Raw genomic sequence first — 15,434 nt, 5'->3', positions numbered from 1 at the left:
TAACATAATCAGTGATACCAAATGTCAATGTCTTCCGGAAATGTTAAGATTTCTTGTCTTAAGCGTCAACCCCCCTGCAGGATTGCTGACAGGGGATTGACTTTGTTTCTTTTAGCAGTTAATACCATTATAGCACAGTTTTAATTGATTCACGTCACCGCAGAATGGTACCGGGGGTGTAGTCCGGATTCATGAAATCTTCTGGATCAGTTGACAGTAACTGCAGCAATTGAAACTGCCCCTCCTGGGTCTCTTCTACATAAACTTGTCTGCCATTATGGGAAACACAATGCCGTTTTTGGAAGTCCTGATCTGATGAAGGAAAAATATCTGTTTCTGATAAAGGTGTATATAATATCATTGTATCACCTGCTCTTCCGGTCCCTTGTTATTATTAATCAATTCATTTATTTTGACCATCGCCTGACTAACACCACCAACACCATCAATTAGCCCATACTCCATGGCATCCGATCCAATAACATTTGTTCCAATATCCCGCGTTAGATTGCCTTTGGCAAACATTAGCTCTTTAAATTTCTCTTCCGGCATATTTGAATGGTGGACAACAAAATCAATTACCCGATCCTGCATTTTATCCATATATTCAAATGTCTGAGGCACACCTATAACCAAGCCGTTCAGTCGAATGGGATGAATTGTCATCGTTGCCGTTGGTGCTATAAACGAATGATCGGCAGCGACGGCAATTGGAACACCGATGGAATGTCCTCCCCCAACACGATTGAAACGGTCGGTTTTGATATAGAAGATATCATTTCAGATAATGCAAGACCTGCTTCCACATCACCGCCAACCGTATTCAGCAAAATGATAAGCCCTTCGATTTTAGGGTTTTGTTCAACAGCAATAAGCTGGGGCAAGATATGTTCATATTTCGTTGTTTTATTTTGTGCCGGTAGTTGTACATGCCCTTCAATTTGCCCGATAATAGACAGAACATGAATATTGGAATCAGGTGCTTGGGGAACATTTGACTGACCCAGCTGCTGAATCTTCTGAACCAATGATGAATTATTGGCTTGATCATCCTGCTCCTGATTTTGATTGTCTTTCTTTGATGGTTCTTTTTCCATGTGAGGACACACTCCTTCTCTTCATACTTTTCCATTTCTGAGCAAGCTCTATAAACTAGTATGAACCGGACATGAAAAAACCATGCAAAAAGAATAAAGCGAAACTTCATTTAGCGGAGTGTTTTTCCGCTGAATGTTTAGTTGAGCAGAATCAGGCATTTAGGGACAGTTTGCCGCTGTTTTTCAGCGGTTTACTGTCCTTTACATGAGTGGAAAAGCGAAACTTCATTCAGCGGAGTGTTTTTCCGCTGAATGTTAGCCCGAGCAGAATCAGGCATTTACATGAGGGATAAAAAAATACCGGCCGTCAAAGCCGGTGATATTAATTATCGATTAAGTTTTTTAATACATCCTGTTCTGATTCGGTAAGCGGTATCAGCGGAAGCCGGACACCGCCCACGTCAACCCCTTTTAAATTCAGCGCTGTCTTAACCGGCGATGGGGAAGGTTGCGCAAATAATCCGTTCATGACAGGTAGCAGCTTTCGGTGTATTGCAGCAGCTTTTGCTGTATTTCCTGAATGAAAGGCGTCGACCATCTCCTTGATCTCCTGACCGGCAACATGAGATGCGACTGATACAACACCATCCGCTCCAACAGAAAGCATCGGGAGTGTATTACTATCTTCGCCGCTATACACACTAAAGTTATCAGACGTATGTTCAATAACTCCAGCTGTCAGATCCAAGTCACCGCTTGCTTCTTTAATTGCGATAATATTGTCAATTTTGCTTAATCGGATAATCGTGTCAGCATTCATTTTTACAACTGAACGACCCGGAATATTATAAAGCATAACCGGTAGTTTTGTTTCACTCGCAATTGCTGAAAAATGCTGATAAAGCCCTTCCTGACTCGGTTTATTATAATATGGAGTCACCAGCATGATAGCATCAGCACCAGACTCTTCAGCTTTTTTTGTCAGGATAATGGACGCATGTGTATTATTGCTGCCGGTACCGGCAATAACCGGGATACGACGATTCACTTTACTGATAGTATGTCTGAATAAGGCAATTTTTTCGTCTGAAGTAAGCGTTGGAGATTCGCCGGTTGTGCCGCCGACGACCAGCCCCTCACTTCCATTTTGAATCAAATATTCAATTAAATTCGTGGTTTTGTCAAAATCAACCCCGCCATTCGCGTCAAATGGTGTTACCATTGCTGTCAACACCCTACCAAAGTTCATGGCACAACACCTTTCTTTTCTTAAAAATATACACAGATGATTGTGGTTGCAAAAGCATTTCAGTGTTTATCTCAGTAATCCTTTGAAAAAACAGCGGCTAACTGTCCATAAATGTCCGATTCTGCTCGGGCTAACATTCAGCGGGGAAAACACTCCGCTGAATGAAGTTTCGCTTTATGATCTTAACCATTACACAAGCTTCTCTTCGGCAATGTTTAATGCAAAGACATCGTGTAATGCATTGACTGCAACCTTCACATCATCTTCGTGAATAAGCACCCAGATGGTTGTGTGACTGTCGGCTGATTGCAATATTTGAACGCCGGCATCCGTCAACGATTGTACGATTTTTGAAGCGACACCCGGGACACCGGTCATTCCAGCACCAACAGCTGAAACTTTGGCACAATTTCTGGTTATCTCAGGATAAAAACCCATCGTCTTTAATATGCGTACAGCTTTATCGGTCTGTGAATCGGGCACTGTATAAAGAACCCCGGTTGGTGAAATGTTGATGAAGTCAACGGATATTCCTGATTCAGCCATCGCCTTAAAAACTTCAGACTGCAGGCCGTCTGTTTCATCCTTTGTCTGAACACTTATTTGTGTTATGGATGTCATGTGGGCTATTCCGGTAATCAGCCGATCAGGAATATCTGTCCCAAGCTCCTGGATTCGAGAAGCTGTTATCAGGGTACCTTCATCTTCAATATAGGTAGATCTGACACGCATCGGGATTTTTGCCTGCATCGCAATTTCCACAGCTCTCGGATGGATCACTTTTGCACCCTGATAAGCAAGATTACTTATTTCTGTGTAAGTCACAATATCCAGCGGTCTAGCCGCCCGGACCATATTCGGATCCGCTGTCATGATACCATTGACATCGGTGAAAATTTCAATCCGTTCGGCATTAACAGCAGCACCTATAGCGGCTGCTGTTGTGTCGCTTCCTCCCCTGCCGATAGTCGTTATATCACCATCTGACGTCTGACCTTGAAAGCCGGCCACAACAACAACATCATGTTCTTTAAACGCTTCAAAAACGCGGTTGGGCTTTACTTCTTTGATTTTTGCCTCATTGAAATCATCACTTGTGATAAAACCTGCCTGTGCACCAGTCAGAGCAGATGCACGTATATGGTTTTTCTTCAGTTCATTCGATAATACGACAGAGGCGATTTTTTCGCCGCATGACATCAGGATATCCAATTCACGGCTGGAATTATAATTTTTCGGAAAATCAACCAGATCCAGCAATGAGTCTGTTGCGTATGGGTCAGGTTTTCGGCCTAATGCAGATACGACAACAATTACTTTATGATCATTCATAAGTGCATTTTTAATATGCTGCATGACATAGTTGCGATTTTCTTCTGATTGAACAGATGTGCCGCCAAATTTTTGGACTAATATCTGCTGCATTGTTTCACCTCTATATTAAAGCCATTTATTTTCAATTAAACGTTCTGCGATTTGAATTGTATTCAACGCAGCACCCTTGACAAGGTTATCAGATACAACCCATAAATGGAAGCCTTTATCATTGTCCAGGTCTTTCCGGACACGACCGACAAACACATCACTTTTATTGGATGCGCTCAGCGGCGTCGGATATGTCTGTGTGGCCGGATCGTCTTGCAGCGTCACACCATCTGCTTTCTTTAGTACATTCCATAGATCCTCAATTTTCAAACCATTTTTCTCAACATCAATATAGACACTTTCGGCATGTGATGTGAAGAGTGGCAGCCTTACGCAGGTGGCTGCGACCGGCAAGTCTTGGGCATGAAGAATTTTTTTCGATTCATTGATCATTTTCATTTCTTCAAATGTATAGCCGTTCTCCTGAAATACATCAATTTGCGGTAATGCGTTAAAGGCGATAGGGAAATGTTTTTCATCCCCTTTGACAGGCAAGAGTTCCGCTGTCATCTCCTCGTTATTCAAAAATTGTCTCGTTTGTTCTTCTAATTCTTTATTTGCTTCATTTCCAGCTCCGGAAACTGCCTGGTAAGTCGATACGATCACACGTGACAAGCCAAATGCTTCCTGCAGCGGCTTTAAGGTTGCCACCATCTGAATTGTCGAGCAGTTTGGATTGGCAATGATTCCGTTATGTGATTGAATATCAGATTCATTGACTTCAGGCACAACTAACGGGACATTTTCATCCATTCTGTAAGCACTTGTATTATCAACAACAACTGCTCCGCGCTTGACAGCTTCCGGTGCTAATTTTTTGGAAATAGATCCGCCGGCTGAGAACAAAGCAATATTTACATTATCAAAACTCTCCGGCTTTGCTTCTTCAACTGTTAATTCCTGATTATTAAAAGTGATTTTCTTTCCGGCTGATCGACTGGATGATAAAAGTTTAAGCTCATTTATTGGAAGATTCCTATTCTCGAGTATTTCGATGATTTTTTCCCCAACTGCTCCAGTAGCACCTACTACTGCAACGTTAACTGCATTATTTTCTGCCATTCTGTAAGACACTCCTCAAAAAATTATTTTCATTTATTCTACCATATTATCATTAATATGACAGGTGTCATTTTCGCGTTACTTTGGATCCCTTCGAACGCCACTAATCAATACCTGAATAGTATATTCGGTTTGATTTATAACGTGACTTTTCGTTATTTTAGTTTAATTGGTGACATTTCTGTTACATTTTCAAAACATCAGATTAGCTCACCATCAATTCCATAACGGCATCAGATGGAAGTGATTACGGCCAGCGTTTTTTACCACCTCTGCCATCTTTTGTACCAGTGTTTGACAAACAATTTAGCAAGTGATGCCAACCAAATTTACCACACAGGAAAAGGGTCACTATGCTTTACCTGAAGCAGCGCGAATTCAGCAGTCCGCCACCATTGATTTAACTTTTGTCCGTGTTGTGGAACTATCGCAGGAGTGGCAGAAATAATGCCTAAGAGGCACACCTGCTCAAACATGATAACACGGACAATCCGATTCTAAGCATTCGCTGGCGGGGCCCCGCCAGCGAATGCTTAGAATCGGGCGTTACAGTCAAGACATTGATATCTTGCAAATATTAATCGTGTAAAAAATAACTAATATTGACTTATTTATGTCATTCACATACTACGTGTTTATGTACTCGAAGGTAATAAACACTTAAATAACGTATGTACAAAAATGTACAATCCGTTGAATTTTCGTGGTCATTGTTGACAAATCGTTGACAAAGAAAAAACCTCTATTCGATAAATAGAGGTTTTATTATGCCTTCTCTAATGAATCTTTTATTTCAGTAAATCGCACAACTGGATTTGATAATTACTATTAAACAGAAGATTTGCTAAAGCCCTTTCTATTTTTGCAATCTATGAGGTCCAGTAAATAACGGTCACTTCTACGATGAAAATCAGACTAAATCATGTTGCCTTTACTTAACTATTTTATTGGCAATTAATAGATCTTTATCAACACTCTATTGTATTATTAGAAGCCTACAAATACTAATTTGCCTTTCCAGTATTCTCATTGAAATATGTAAGGTTTTTATACCTCACATAATGCCTTAATAATACCTTTTAAACGAATGCGCCCGTTTGGGTGAGTTGTATATAATAAATCATCACTAAAGCTTCCCATTAAGACCCCTCACTTACAATCAGATCAATTTTCGCATGATATAACACTGATCCTTATTTCTGAATTGCTTCCGTTTATTGAACAATTAATGTAACATTTTCATTTTCCCATATTGTATATTTTAAACAATAGGTACAAACGCTAATATGAAACTCCCATTCTTTTCTAACATTGCTTGATATTCTGCTAAATTGCCCATCATACTATTTGCTTTAGGTATTTTTGGGGATTGCTTCACCTGCACGGAATGCCTTCAAATCTAATAAAGTCTCAGGAATTAAGTTATTAGTACGATCAACCCTGAAGTACTTACGGGGAGCATTCACCCCACACCTCAAGCAATGAAATGCACCTTTACCTAAAGAAGGTTGGGACTTGTCAGTCATAAAGATCACCTTTTATATTTCCTGTTTTCATTTCATCGAAAAATTGCTCATTTACTTCTATTTGTTTTTACCTAGTCAGTAGCCGTTTTTTGTCTTGGATATAATCACCCATTCCCCAGGAATACACTAGAGAATAAACATATTCGGTTGTATCATTTATCTAGCTTTCCTTTCTTCCTTTTTGCAAAGCCTTCAACGTTTTGATTCTCCTCCCCTTCCAAGGCTTGAGAGGAAGTCGTGAAGCTCCTCCATTTTATTTAAGCCAGTTTCAGGAGAAAATGAACAATGTCTTCAGTAATTTTAGTCTTTATTTAAAACCCATTTCGACATTTTCCCATCTTTATTTTCTCCTGCGTAAAACTTATCACCTTTAATTACTGTTACACACTCATCAGTGAGTAATTGTAAGTTATTCTCTTCATCTTTATAAACCAGATTCTTTTTATTTAATTTTTCTAAAAAAGAGTCTTCATCGGATCCATCTTTTTGAAGTACGTCCAAGAAAATATCTGATTCGGTGTTCATTGACTCACCATTACAAAGCCATGTAATTAACAAGTATTCAGACCAGGATAGCTCTTGTGGCTCCCATTGATAAAAAACTGGCGACGTGTCCAAATCATTTGGGAGCTCTACATATCTAAATTCCCATCCGATATTCTCATTTTTTCTAATAGGCTTTGCCCCTATAAACCTAAATACTGCCTCCATCGTTAATTCATCCCCGAATATATCCAATGAAGAAATCCCATGTTTGTAGCTTAACTTTGTCCACAATAATTCTAAGAAATGAAGCAAAGGATTATGACTAGAACTAGTGTAAGCTTCCCAAAATCCATTTTCATCAAGTGGACTGACATAGGGCATACCGTTTGCTTTTATCAACGAGCTACTACGTGTAAATATCTGATTGGGGAAAGTCCCAGGGCTAAACCCCTTAATTGGATTAGATTCAGTTGAAACATGATCTTGCAAAAAATTTATAAATCCCTTTCTGAGACTTTTCATACTACTATATCCATAAAATCCAAAAACAATTCTTAGGGGCATTAATGTTTCTATTAATAAAGTATGGTAAATCATTTGTATCTCAAGGTTGTGATTAGATATATGTTTATGTTCTGGCACTTCCATTCCTACTGTAGACCTAAATGCATCACGAAACAATCGGAATTCATTTTCACTCATATCTCTTGGATCAAACATTTCACTTAGTTTAGCCATTTTAAAATATGAGTCAAGTAAGTCATCTTTATTTAAGTTTTTCTTAACCTCAATAACAGCAATGACATTTGAAATATCATAGATGTATTTATCAGTATTCGGTATTGGGTCACCCTCACCCTCAACTATCATACAATCAACTTCTTTACTGAATTCACCATCCTTATTAGTGATCTGTCCAGAGCTAATTCTTAAATCAAGCCCCTTAAAAATCGTATTATCAAGAAGTTTTTTTGCAATTCCCTCATACATATCGCCAATTATAGTAGAATGAATGGTATTTGGATATTTTTCGCTATATGTATTAATCTTTTTTTCTTCCTCTTCTTTCAATTTCAAAAGAATGTCAGCCACAGTATTAATCAAATAGATTTCCCCTCTAATATTCTAGATTTATTATACAGTAGAATTTATATATATATAAGACGCCTTTAATTATAGGACGCTTTAGTTGTATCACTTGCTTAAAAATCGATACTTAAAGCAACACCCCGTGACTGTTTTTTAGTCCGTACATACCTATACTTCCCCACCTTCAGGGTTTATCACTTCAGCTAGCTCTGTAGTTCTTCCGTTGAACACACGGTTAGTGGAAATTGGTTAATCGTTTTATTTTAGTATCTGCTTCATATTTAAAGTATTTTTATTTTGTTCAACATAATGGCCCTATTCTGAAACAAAACTTTTCATTTTCACCAATAAAATGAAAAAGGAAAAGCCCTATATAGGTACACATTACACCATGCTGCCCGACTTAACCTTCTTATTTGTATTTAGTATATTTATTTCTACATTCCTGAATCTAAGTTGTTGTTTTTAACCGCACATAAGATTTTTCAAATGAAATTATTATTATCATAGCAAAAACAACATAACAAAAAAATTAATTATTCATAACTTTACTAACAGAAATGATTTTTATGTGATACAATGTTCCTACTAAGATGAATTAAGGTGACAATATGATAAAAATAGAGGCTGAAACAACATTATATTTTAATTCCATAAAAATAAACCCTAATCTTCTCTACAGAAGACTTACATCCGAGGATTTTGAAAAATTTAAAGTGATTTCCCATACAATATCTAATCCTAATCACAAGTTACATATTAACTTTATAATGTATATGCATTTGCAGCATTTAATCAAATCTAGGAATTATTCTTCGAATGCCCTAGAAGCTTTTAAAAGGAACTTTCCATCAATTGTCAAGCCTTACCCATTTATCATTCATAACATTGATGAGCGTGATAACAACAATAAGCCTAAAAAACAGCTCATTACTTACTATGAACCAAAATAAAGTTTAAGATACTCTTTCGGAGAATGATAAATCAGTTTGATTCAATAGTTTTGTAGTACAACAAGGACAAAAAATAATCGTACCCCTTGTTGTACTGTTTTCAGAAGTAGCTACTTAGGATGGGGTAGCACCTGCAACATACAGCTTAGGAAACCGACCTGGGGCATCTTATTACATTTTAATATGTGCATACAACGCTTTGATTCAGGTAATCTCGGAATATAATTGATTGGAGTGTTATACCTTATTTCAGTTGATTTCGATGGATATGTTACCAATGCTGTGACCATTTAACTCTAAATCTCATTGTATTACCGTTTAATTATCGCAAAGTATCAAAAATATCATATTTATTAATAATATACCGAAACGTCCCAAAGTTTTTCAATGCATACTCTAATCCATAGCATTCTTTGTGCATTACAGGAAGAATTTAAAACATTAATCCTTCAATATTACAGGCAGATAATAGTACTTACTCAGATAACAATTCTCCTATTTTTTTCAAGTGTTTAGAAGAGCAGAAGACACAGCTGGAAACAAAACTTATAAAAAACGCTCTTAAACAAGCTGCAGGAAATATGACAAAAGCAGGTGAAATTTTATGAGTTTCGAGACAAAGTCTTTATTATAAAATAAAAAAACTTGGATTACTTTCGAATGTTTAACATAAAGTGGAATGGTGATAAACTTCATGGACAAATTTTCATACAGAACTAAGCATCAAATAATCCCTCACCTGTTAGGTAAGGTTTATTTGATGCTTACCCTATTTTACAAATAGTAAGCTACCACTCTAATATGGAGCAATAGTCGTTACGACAAAATTTAGGGGGTGACTATAGTCCGTACCCCTTATACTGGACATAGAAATGATTCGACTCTTTGCCTATTGATCTTTCCCCATTTAGGCTTATACCCCCCTATCTATCGATGTTTACTGTTTACCGATAGGAGTCTACAGTGATTTCCCCAGTAATCACACACTCAGTTCCATCCATCCTGACCCTAATCACGTCGATGAGCCCTGTAGGTCGTTCCCCTTTTTCAAGTTTTCCTACAGTCACAGTGGCACAGGTTTCTCCGTTTTTCGGGCGGATCACCCAGCATCGCCGCCACCTCTGGTTCACATATTATTCTGAAATGGACTTTGCCTGCAGACCTTCCAGATTCCTCTTCGCAGAGGACACTGTCGATCCTGCTTCCCCTTAGGACGAGGACCTTGCTTAGGCTACGACACTTAAAAGGGAAAAAGTTAGCGTGTGGATTCGAACCACCTAGACTGTGCAACAGTGGGGCACACGAACAAAATCGCTGACGCGACTAACTCACGTCCCAAGTGAAGGTTTAATCACTTGGGATGTTTCTCGCTCTAACCATAGTGCCATTGCAATGCGGGCAATGAAGCTCCACATCTTCTTCGTTATTTTTATCCACACTAAATTCACCGATGATATATTCTGGAACTTCATCGGTTCCGTTACAGTCTAAGCATTTGAATAAGACAATCTCTATGTCTTCGTCCAACCCAAATGGGTCTTCCTCATCCAACCACTTATCTATTTCGAATGAGGCTTCATCCTGCTTTCTTTGGTTTGCCAATACCGTATTTCCTCCTTCTGTCCCTTTCACTTTCTTCCATGTAATGATAGATCCACCCATAGCCAGCATGCCATATACCTACAAGTTCCATCTCTCTATGACAGCAGGGACATTTAAATGGGTCCTTTTCAAATGCTTCCATCATCCGTTGACGATATGTTTTCTTTTGACGCTTCTTTTCTAGAAGCCATGTAATTTGTTTGCTTCGCATGAATGAATGAAGACTTAAAATCTGCCGGGCTTTACGATGCGATCTTCTACTGTACAACCCAAAGCGACCTACCATCCGAAAGTGTTTAGGTGGTATGTGTTGTAAGATTTCAAAGATGAACCGATAGACGGAAATTCGTTTATCAATTCGTTTTCCCGTTCTGTGATCTTCATACCAGTAATGAACGTTTTCTCCGTCATAACCATCTACGCGATATTCTGCAATAGCGGGGCGAGCTAAATATCTGCCAATGTACCGGGCAACTCCCTTGGCATTCGTTATCTTCTTCTCGGCGTTCACATAAAATCCGTTTGGATATCTTTTATACAAATCGTTGATAAGATCTGTCACCGATTGATTTGAAGGAAACCACTTTTTTAGTAAGTCTAATACAACTTTCTGCCATGATTTTCTTAAATACTCATACGGAATATACCCGTTGTTGACCCATTCATTTTGATTATCCAACGCCCCTTCAGTCACTAATGCGTGAATATGTGGATTGAACTTTAGATCTCGACCAAATGTATGAATGACGGTGATAATACCTGAACGAAAGTCTCGCTTTTTACTTTTTTGGTAGTTATGAAATTGGAAGACCTCGGCAACTTGCTTACTTAACTCATTAAGTTTTTTTCGATCATGGTAAAAGACGTTTCTTAACTCTTTTGGAATGGTAAACACCATATGGCGATGCGTTACATCAAAAACCATTTCCTGCTGCTTATCCGACCAATCATCTGTATACTTCTTTCCGCAACGATGACAGAGCCTGCTTTTACAGGTGAAATAAACAAATTTCGGAGACGGATTTCCTTCACAGCCTAAACATTCATATCGAGCAAAACCTAAATCGCGTGTACCACAACGAATGGTTTTCTCAACAGTTTCTTTAATATGACTGCGATAGGCTTTAGGGAAATGACCAGAGTGCAGCTCCCAAAACCCGGCGAAATGTTCTTTTAAAATTTGTTTAATAACACCTGTCCCTTTTTTCATCTTTTTCTTCTCCTCTATTTGTTGCTTGTATTTTACCATAAAAGTTATCCACAGATATCAAATTTTATAATTTCCTAAACAACAAAAAAACCGGGCTGGCTAGTACCCGGTTTTTTTACTTTTTATTTAAGATCCTTCTGGCTGATATTTTGTTTTAGTGTATTAATATCCTATATTTTATCTTAATGAAGATTTTGCTTATTCATTTCCATCAAACCAGCAGGTAGCCCTGTCCCCTGCCTAGGTAATTTTTTCATGGGCCCTTATCAAACGCCGCTCTTGCAGCCTTAATAGCTTGCATTGCATCTTCCTTGTTTATTGTATTCCAGCGGCTACTCCTGGTGTCGAAAATTCCGAAAGCATCAACGTTGGAAATTCCATGGAATAATGAATCCGTAAACTCCTTATCTTTTCTAAAACTTTCCCATAACATTTTTTGAAGCTATTTCATTCATCAACTTGATCGGGAAATAATCGTTTAAATTTAATGTCTTTTATAGTTTCAATTATGATCTCAACGAGAAGAACAAATACTCCCAAAGGTGCTATGAACAGAGCAGGATAAAGTGGCACCAAATTCCCTCCCGCTACAAAGGCCTTACCTTGAATAGTTCCATCTATGGCATATTTTAAAGAAAAATAAAATATCAGAGTAAAGATAATTAGGTCTATTATCCTTAGACATAAATTAGCTTTGTGTTGAAATTGATTTGGAAATTTAGATACTAGGTTCAAGACTCTAGGTAGTATACCGGTCGTATAGACAAAAGCCAATGCAGGAAAAACTATAAATGGCATAAAATAATTCTCAGCATATTCATAACTGCCTGGGATAGAAGATCCAATTATATTACGTAAACCCACATCAAGAGATATAAATAGCATCATCCCCACTAATGCAATTCCGCTTATAACAAGAAATAATTTTTTTATCCATTCATGTATGGCTATGATTATATTTATCAGCTTCACGTTAAAAACCCCTCTCATCTTCTAAATGTTAGCTGGTAGCCAAGTAACAAGTTGAGGAAAAATAGTTAACAATCCTCCTACTATAAACAAGACGAGCACTGCATATATTGTTGTGTGGCGAAATAATGAATTAATAGGTGTTCCAGTAACCCCGGATACTGCATATACACTTAATCCAACAGGGGGGGTAAGCAATCCACTTGAACAAATCACACAAAGTATTATCCCAAACCAAATTTCATTAAAACCAACTAATGTTACTAACGGCAATACAATGGGTACAGTCATTACAATAACGGCCGAACCTTCAATAAACATAAATAGAAAAAAGAAAATAACAAATATAATCATCATAATAATAAATGGATAATCTACTAACGGTCCTAATAACTCAATAACCTTTCTTGGCAACAACGAAACAGATAAAAAACGACCAAATAGTTGTGCTCCTATCATAATTAACATTGTCATAGTTGTAACATTAACAGTGTCCTTTATGGACGCTTTAATAAATTCGATATTAACAACCCTTAGACATAAAGCAGCGATAAAACTCACAAGCGCTCCAACCCCGGCAGCTTCTGTAGGAGTAAAGATTCCAAAGTAAATACCACCAAATATAGTAAATACAATGAGTAGTCCTGTCGAAAAAGCAACAATATATCTGAATATACCTTGAGTGTCTTCTATCTCACCGTAATACTTAGATTGATCTTTTATTGATTTTTTTTGTTTCTTTTTGGATATATTTAAATTCATTAAAGTGTAAACAGAATAAATTGCCACCATCAGTATTGATGGAATTACCGCGGCTATAAATAAATCGCCTATTGAAGTTTGCGTTATTGCACCATATATAATGATAATAATACTCGGTGGTATTATGGCGGATAACGAACCTCCTGCTGCAGCCACTGAACCTGCCAAATCTTTTCCATATCCTCTTTTAGCTAATTCTGGTTCTGCAACTTGTCCCAATGCGGCAGAAGAAGCAGTACCAGAACCAGAAACCGCACCTAACAGGCCGCCCAATACAATTGTTAACACTCCTAATAAGCCCGAACTATTTCTTGAGACTTTGTACATTATGTGGTATAAATCCTTTACAATACCAGCTTTAAGTACAAACTGGGCCATTAGGACAAATAATGGAACGGTGGATAATGTATAACTCGCGACTCTGGTAAATGGATCGGTCAGTAAAAATCCACTTACCAAACTTGGGCCTTCTAATAAAAATACTCCTATCAACCCAACAGTAATAAGTAAAGAGCTTATATATTGACCAAAGATAAGTAGTATAGCGAAAAGAATCAAAACAATAATTATTACAGTATATTCCCCCATCAAACATCACCTCGCTAAGAAATATTTTTGAAAACTATAAATAAAAGATAACCAGGCATCAATCTAGTATTGTTTTAAAAAAATTAGAATGATGCCTAATAATCTAATAATTAAAATTAAATTTAAACTGCTCCTCGCTAGTGTCGGCGCCAGTCCAAAAGATATATTAATCGGTTTCACGGAGCCTCCGCGGGCATGATCGCACGAGCCAACCCTTAGTTTCAATGTAAATAGGCTTACCCTTCAATACTACCAAGCCCACCTCTTCGCAGAAATTCCCTGAACAACCTTCTACACCATACTAAATAGTGGAGATACGACTAAATTGATTCTTCCGGGTGTAATTTTTAAATGGAATTATAATTCTTTAACTCCTTCGGGCACATCGCCACCGGCCTCCAATATTAAATCTCTCCATAAACGCGCAATTTCTAAACCAGGGTGGCCTTCTTCTTCCATTGCATCTATCCAATCTTTCCATGTCTTTTCTAATCCACTTATTAATAACTTTTGAACATCCGGATCCAAGTCATCTAGATTCACAAACTTGCCTCCTTGTTCTAAGTTACTCTTTTTGTTTTCCTTTGTTCGTTGTTTAAGTTTTTCAATCTCCTTTGGAAGCATATCCTTATTAGTCTCTACCATTATTTCTTGTACATTTTCCGGGAATTCATCCCATTGTTCTTGTGTAAAACCTGTTACCCCTGCATAGTGACCTAATGAAACCCCTTCCAATGTTGATTTTAAAAGCTCATTAAATCCATAGGTATTCCAATCAGCAATGCTCAAAAAACTTCCATCTAAGGCACCTCTACTTAATGCATCATACATATCCGTAGCGGGCATAGAAATAGTGTTTGCTCCAATATTTTCAGCATAAAAATCATGCGTCCGGGCTGCGGTTCTTAGTTTTAAATTCGATATGTTCTCCTTGCTATTTATTTGATCCTCAGTTGAAGACATAAGATATTCCGGAGTAATAATTGCCGGCAAAGCTTTTATCCCTTCGTCTTCCCATTCCAACTCATAAAATGTCTTACCATCTTGAAGTTCAACGTCGCTTTCAAATAAGTTTAGATATGCTTCCATTGCTATATCTAATGATGTTTCTGTTAATGGTAAAAGTGTTACTTCTGTTAGAGGAAATCGTTGTGGATCATACCCAGGAAGCATTCCGACACCTAGGTCTGCTAACCCCGAGTTTAATCCATCATATTCTTTTCCAGCTTCTATAAGCTCTTCAGAAGTAAATACTTCGAAATGAACCTTACCATCGGTTCGTTCTTCGACTTCATTCATCCATGATTCAGCGTGACCGAACATGACATGATTTTTATTAAATGCTGTAGACGCTCTTAAATCAAATTCGCCATCATTTTTTGCATCACTATCATTACTACAAGCTACTGCAACAACCATCAGTAAAGTTAACCAACACAATATTAGAAATTTGTTTCTCATTATTCTAACCTCCTG

The 15,434-nt window shown here is 37.7% G+C and carries 11 protein-coding genes and 1 pseudogene; 1 reads left to right on the top strand and 11 read right to left on the bottom strand.

The genetic code is table 11. The annotated features are described in order from the left end of the window. Window positions 1–154: 154 nt before the first annotated feature. The 5 genes and pseudogenes from AOX59_RS02615 to asd all read right to left on the bottom strand — a co-directional run bounded on the left by AOX59_RS02615 (window position 155) and on the right by asd (window position 4,773). Window positions 155–361: a YlzJ-like family protein gene (locus AOX59_RS02615; RefSeq protein WP_068441418.1), complete on the bottom strand. Its 207-nt coding sequence runs from the start codon at window positions 359–361 to the stop codon at window positions 155–157. Continuing rightward, window positions 358–1,097, bottom strand: a pseudogene (locus AOX59_RS02610) (ClpP family protease). Before AOX59_RS02610 ends, AOX59_RS02615 begins: the two are co-directional and overlap by 4 nt. A gap of 322 nt (window positions 1,098–1,419) precedes the next feature. Next, on the bottom strand, window positions 1,420–2,286 hold the full coding sequence (gene dapA, locus AOX59_RS02605; protein ID WP_068441415.1) for a 4-hydroxy-tetrahydrodipicolinate synthase: 867 nt from the start codon (window positions 2,284–2,286) through the stop codon (window positions 1,420–1,422). A 189-nt stretch (window positions 2,287–2,475) separates the two neighbouring features. Next, the gene (dapG, locus tag AOX59_RS02600) at window positions 2,476–3,711 is read right to left on the bottom strand and encodes an aspartate kinase (RefSeq protein ID WP_068441413.1); all 1,236 of its coding nucleotides are present in this window, start codon (window positions 3,709–3,711) and stop codon (window positions 2,476–2,478) included. Window positions 3,712–3,726: 15 nt separating this feature from the next. Beyond that, entirely contained in the window at window positions 3,727–4,773 is a 1,047-nt protein-coding gene (gene asd / locus AOX59_RS02595; protein ID WP_068441410.1) for an aspartate-semialdehyde dehydrogenase, read from the bottom strand. A 316-nt stretch (window positions 4,774–5,089) separates the two neighbouring features. On the opposite strand from asd, the gene AOX59_RS20435 reads away from it, so the two are divergent. Next, window positions 5,090–5,221 carry a hypothetical protein gene (locus AOX59_RS20435; protein WP_257720700.1) on the top strand — a complete coding sequence of 44 codons (132 nt, stop codon included), beginning with the start codon at window positions 5,090–5,092 and terminating at the stop codon, window positions 5,219–5,221. 1,378 nt (window positions 5,222–6,599) lie between these two features. Here the strand turns inward: AOX59_RS20435 and AOX59_RS02590 are convergent. The 6 genes from AOX59_RS02590 to AOX59_RS02555 all read right to left on the bottom strand — a co-directional run bounded on the left by AOX59_RS02590 (window position 6,600) and on the right by AOX59_RS02555 (window position 15,419). Next, complete coding sequence (locus AOX59_RS02590) at window positions 6,600–7,862, bottom strand: DUF6602 domain-containing protein (protein WP_218917911.1); 1,263 nt, start codon at window positions 7,860–7,862, stop codon at window positions 6,600–6,602. Window positions 7,863–10,174: 2,312 nt separating this feature from the next. Continuing rightward, window positions 10,175–10,429, bottom strand: a complete 255-nt coding sequence (locus tag AOX59_RS02580) for a hypothetical protein (RefSeq protein ID WP_237049353.1) — start codon at window positions 10,427–10,429, stop codon at window positions 10,175–10,177. Further along, the gene (locus tag AOX59_RS02575; protein ID WP_169792847.1) at window positions 10,404–11,639 is read right to left on the bottom strand and encodes an IS91 family transposase; all 1,236 of its coding nucleotides are present in this window, start codon (window positions 11,637–11,639) and stop codon (window positions 10,404–10,406) included. The genes AOX59_RS02580 and AOX59_RS02575 overlap by 26 nt, the downstream gene beginning before the upstream one ends. A gap of 447 nt (window positions 11,640–12,086) precedes the next feature. Beyond that, window positions 12,087–12,611: a TRAP transporter small permease gene (locus tag AOX59_RS02565; RefSeq protein WP_068441394.1), complete on the bottom strand. Its 525-nt coding sequence runs from the start codon at window positions 12,609–12,611 to the stop codon at window positions 12,087–12,089. 21 nt (window positions 12,612–12,632) lie between these two features. Then, on the bottom strand, window positions 12,633–13,958 hold the full coding sequence (locus tag AOX59_RS02560; RefSeq protein ID WP_068441390.1) for a TRAP transporter large permease: 1,326 nt from the start codon (window positions 13,956–13,958) through the stop codon (window positions 12,633–12,635). Between the two features lie 357 nt (window positions 13,959–14,315). After that, window positions 14,316–15,419, bottom strand: a complete 1,104-nt coding sequence (locus AOX59_RS02555) for a type 2 periplasmic-binding domain-containing protein (RefSeq protein ID WP_169792849.1) — start codon at window positions 15,417–15,419, stop codon at window positions 14,316–14,318. Window positions 15,420–15,434: the final 15 nt, after the last annotated feature.

The sequence above is a fragment of the Lentibacillus amyloliquefaciens genome (assembly GCF_001307805.1).
Lineage (GTDB): Bacteria > Bacillota > Bacilli > Bacillales > Amphibacillaceae > Lentibacillus > Lentibacillus amyloliquefaciens.
This window is presented reverse-complemented; position numbering and strand designations above follow the sequence as displayed.

What these genes read in the sequence shown, in the direction of transcription:
- AOX59_RS02615 (WP_068441418.1), bottom strand. Translation starts at nt 361, where the DNA reads ATGATATTATATACACCTTTATCAGAAACAGATATTTTTCCTTCATCA.
- dapA (WP_068441415.1), bottom strand. Translation starts at nt 2,286, where the DNA reads ATGAACTTTGGTAGGGTGTTGACAGCAATGGTAACACCATTTGACGCG.
- dapG (WP_068441413.1), bottom strand. Translation starts at nt 3,711, where the DNA reads ATGCAGCAGATATTAGTCCAAAAATTTGGCGGCACATCTGTTCAATCA.
- asd (WP_068441410.1), bottom strand. Translation starts at nt 4,773, where the DNA reads ATGGCAGAAAATAATGCAGTTAACGTTGCAGTAGTAGGTGCTACTGGA.
- AOX59_RS20435 (WP_257720700.1), top strand. Translation starts at nt 5,090, where the DNA reads ATGCCAACCAAATTTACCACACAGGAAAAGGGTCACTATGCTTTACCT.
- AOX59_RS02575 (WP_169792847.1), bottom strand. Translation starts at nt 11,639, where the DNA reads ATGAAAAAAGGGACAGGTGTTATTAAACAAATTTTAAAAGAACATTTC.
- AOX59_RS02560 (WP_068441390.1), bottom strand. Translation starts at nt 13,958, where the DNA reads ATGGGGGAATATACTGTAATAATTATTGTTTTGATTCTTTTCGCTATA.
- AOX59_RS02555 (WP_169792849.1), bottom strand. Translation starts at nt 15,419, where the DNA reads ATGAGAAACAAATTTCTAATATTGTGTTGGTTAACTTTACTGATGGTT.